Genomic DNA, 3849 nt, shown 5'->3' on the forward strand with positions numbered 1-3849 from the left:
TAAACTGCAATCCGCTTTCACAGGTCGAGACTCACTCGACTCCATGAAAAAATGTCCGTCAAATTGGGACAACTCCAACTCCAGGACGACAGTTGCGGATGATTCGCTTTATCGGCCAACGGACAAGGTTAACCGCCAATTTGCGGCAACCCGGCCCAATTCAACTGTGGGTGGCAGATATTACCTTTGTGGCGACGTGGATTGGCTTTGTTTATGTGGCTTTTATCACCGATGTTTTTGCCCGGTATATCGTTGGCTGGCGAGTGAGTCGTTCATTGCGAACGGATCTGGTACTGGATGCACTGGAACAGGCGCTATGGGCACGGCGGTAAACCATAGGATTGATTCATCACAGTGACCGAGGCAGCCAATATTTATCGATTCGCTATGCTGAACGTTTGGCGCAGGCGAATATTGACGCTTCCGTCGGCAGCATCGGAGATTCTTATGACAATGCCATGGCTGAGACCATCAATGGTTTGTAAAAGACCGAAGTCATACGGCATCGCGGTCCTTGGCGTAGTATCGAAGAAGTAGAATTTGCTACGTTGGAATGGGTGGATTGGTTCAACAATCGAAGATTGCTAGACGCAATCGGATATGTCCCACCAGCAGAATTTGAAAAGGCGTATTATCGCCAACAGGAAGAGTCAGCTGATGCAGCTTGACTCAAGAAAGCATGTCTCCAGAAAATCCCGGAGCGACTCAATCTTATAAGTCTTAAATGGCATTAGCCAAACCGACCTGTAATGTAATCTTCTGTCTGCTTATTCTTTGGTTTGATGAATATTGTATCTGTTACATTAAATTCTATTAATTCGCCTAAGTACATATAAGCTGTATAATCCGACACCCTTGCGGCCTGTTGCATATTATGAGTTACTATTAATATAGTAACTTTACTCTTTAAATCAGTTATTAATTCTTCAATACTCGCAGTAGCAATTGGATCGAGCGCGGAGGTTGGCTCATCGAACAATAATATTTCCGGATCGGTTGCTAGTGCACGTGCAATACAAAGTCTCTGTTGTTGCCCACCTGATAGATTAAATGCTAAATGATGTAGGCGATCTTTTACTTCATCCCACAAAGCCGAGTTACGCAAAGCGACTTCGACTCTCTCATCCAAAATAGCTCGCTGCTTAATTCCTCTAACACGCAGTCCATAAGCTACATTCTCATAGATAGATTTAGGAAATGGATTTGGCTTCTGAAACACCATACTTATCCTCATCCGTACTTCAATCGGGTCAACATTAGACGCTAAAATATTCACATCATCTGGATAAAGTATAATTTCACCGTCATAGCGATTACCCGGATACAAATCATGCATTCGATTAAAACAGCGCAGAAATGTTGACTTACCGCACCCAGAAGGTCCGATTAACGCTGTGATCTTTTTATCATGCAACACCATATCGATATTTTTTAGTGCATTAAATCCACCATAAAAGAAATTTAGATTCTTAACTTCAGATTTAAATTGTCTTGATACATTTTTCTTTTCAGAATTATCTTGCATGATCCTTTTACCACTTAATATTTTTACGCATACGATATCGCAAATAAATTGCCAGACCATTCATAGCAAGCGTCATGACTACTAAGACCAAACCTGCTGCCGCGGCATTCAGCTGAAAAGCTTCTTCTGGCCGTGATACCCAATTAAACATCTGTATTGGCATCACAGTAAAAGGCGCTGTTAACCATTCAATTGAAACATAAGGAAATTCATTCTTTATGGGTGAAGGTGGCAAAAAAGCGATAAATGTCAATGCGCCAATAGTAATAATCGGCGCAGTTTCGCCGATGGCGCGAGCCAAACCGATTATTATACCTGTTAGAATACCCGCGGATGAGTACGGCAATAGGTGGTCTGATACCGTTTGCCATTTAGTTGCTCCAAGTGCATATGCACCCTCACGAATTGTGACAGGAATTGATCGAATCGCTTCTCGTGTTGCCACGATCACAACAGGCAGAATTAGCAGTGCCAAAGCTAATCCTGCCGCTAGGATACTTTGCCCAAAACCAAATTGATACACAAACAAACCCAATGCTAGCAAACCATATATAATTGAAGGCACGCCAGCTAAGTTTGTCACATTGATTTCGATAATTTCTGTTAACAAATTCCTAGGAGCATACTCTTCTAAGTAAACGCCAGAACCTATTCCCAAGGGTACTGCAGCAAACGCTGTGACAAGCATAACTAAAGTAGTTCCAACCCATGCCGAAAAGATCCCGGCAGATTCAGGTCTACGTGATGGAAATGACGTAAAGAAATCCCAGGATAAACGCGGCATACCATCAATCAACATATGCGCAAATAACGCCATGAAAGTCAATACTGCAATCATCAGCGCAAATATACCGATTATCATAAAAAGCAAATCCCATCTTTTATGCAAACTGATAATTCTTCTAATTTCTTCTAAATTATTAACACTTTTCATCTTAAAACTTCACCAGTTACTATTTCCAGAATCTTCATATACCTCATAAACCAGTCCGTATTTTTCCAAATAACAATACTTATACCGCTTCAGTAAATTTCTCGATAGCGCTTGCGCAATACATGTCCAATTATATTAAACACAAGCGTTATTAACAGCAAAGTTAGACCCGCAGCAAATATGGTTTGATAACCAATACTCCCATGCGGTAAATCACCTAAGCTGACTTGTACAATATACGCTGTTATTGTTGCCGCTGGCTCCATTGGATTCCATGTCAAATTTGGTTGCATTCCTGCTGCAATTGCAACCACCATCGTTTCTCCTACAGCACGAGATATGCCTAATATATACGCAGCCGCAATCCCAGAAAATGCGGCTGGCATAACAACCCGAATTGCCGTTTGAAAACGCGTAGCCCCCATTGCATAGGAGCCTTCTCGCAAATTCATAGGAACTGCACGCATAGCATCTTCAGTCATCGAACTTACATACGGTATAATCATAATTCCCATCACAAGTCCCGCAGATAACAAGTTGAAACCGGGGAGTTCAGGGTAGACAGCTTGTAATAAAGGAGTTACAAATAATAATGCGAAATAACCATAAACAACTGTCGGTACACCACCTAACAGTTCAAGGAAGGGCTTTGCTACTTCACGTACAGTGAATGGCGCAAATTCAGAAAGATAAATTGCAATAATAGTTCCCAGAGGAAGTGCGACCAGCAATGCAATAAATGAACTTACTACCGTACCAGAAACCAGTGGCAAAATTCCATAGTGTGCATCATCGAATAATGGCGTCCATTGAGTATCTGTCAAGAAATCCCAGATAGATACATGTTGAAAAAATATAAACGACTCTTTCACTAGCATCATAATAATTGCTAGCATTATGGCTACCGAAAGCACTGCCGACATAAATAAAAATGTTTCTATAAATCTTTCGCGTAGATGCCGACGAAAGCTATAGCCTAATTTTCCAGCAGGAACTATTTTAGTGCGTGACTCTTCTGCCACTGTGAAAGCCCTTCTATAAGTTGAAGCATTATAGTAAGAGAGTTGCTAATCGAGAAAAGGAACAACTTCATTTCTAATCATGTGATTAGGATTAGCATTGATTTACTTCAGAAGAATTTTATTAAACACTAACATTCAAAAAGAATGCGGATTTGGTCATTTTGTGTCTAAAAATAAAATTTATCAAAAAAATATCTCTTTGTGATGCTTTTTTCATATATACAAAATTCCAGCTATAATTTTCATTCCAGAATTTTGTATATCCTATTTAAGAAGTTAGAAAATCCAATGGACAACTAATCTTCATCCTCGTCATCATCAGCCTGAGCTTCAGTTTCTACTTCACTTCCTTCCGCTGCTTCATCATC

The 3849-nt window shown here is 40.5% G+C and carries 3 protein-coding genes and 1 pseudogene; 1 reads left to right on the forward strand and 3 read right to left on the reverse strand.

Annotation, left to right across the window (positions count from 1 at the left end):
* Positions 1-82: 82 nt before the first annotated feature.
* Positions 83-668: pseudogene (locus K2P83_RS05985) on the forward strand (IS3 family transposase); the annotation flags it as partial.
* A 62-nt stretch (positions 669-730) separates the two neighbouring features.
* Here K2P83_RS05985 and pstB read toward each other — a convergent pair.
* The 3 genes from pstB to pstC form a co-directional block, all read right to left on the reverse strand.
* Positions 731-1525 (reverse strand): phosphate ABC transporter ATP-binding protein PstB, encoded by a 795-nt coding sequence (gene pstB, locus K2P83_RS05990; protein ID WP_292927273.1) that lies wholly within the window; start codon positions 1523-1525, stop codon positions 731-733.
* A 7-nt stretch (positions 1526-1532) separates the two neighbouring features.
* The gene (gene pstA, locus K2P83_RS05995) at positions 1533-2459 is read right to left on the reverse strand and encodes a phosphate ABC transporter permease PstA (RefSeq protein WP_292927275.1); all 927 of its coding nucleotides are present in this window, start codon (positions 2457-2459) and stop codon (positions 1533-1535) included.
* 89 nt (positions 2460-2548) lie between these two features.
* Positions 2549-3481, reverse strand: a complete 933-nt coding sequence (gene pstC, locus K2P83_RS06000; RefSeq protein ID WP_292927277.1) for a phosphate ABC transporter permease subunit PstC — start codon at positions 3479-3481, stop codon at positions 2549-2551.
* Positions 3482-3849 lie beyond the last annotated feature (368 nt).

The organism is Nitrosomonas sp. (genome assembly GCF_019752415.1).
Classification (GTDB): Bacteria; Pseudomonadota; Gammaproteobacteria; order Burkholderiales; family Nitrosomonadaceae; genus Nitrosomonas.

Excerpts from the sequence above, each read along its gene's own strand:
- pstB (WP_292927273.1), bottom strand. The coding sequence starts at position 1,525 with ATGCAAGATAATTCTGAAAAGAAAAATGTATCAAGACAATTTAAATCT.
- pstA (WP_292927275.1), bottom strand. The coding sequence starts at position 2,459 with ATGAAAAGTGTTAATAATTTAGAAGAAATTAGAAGAATTATCAGTTTG.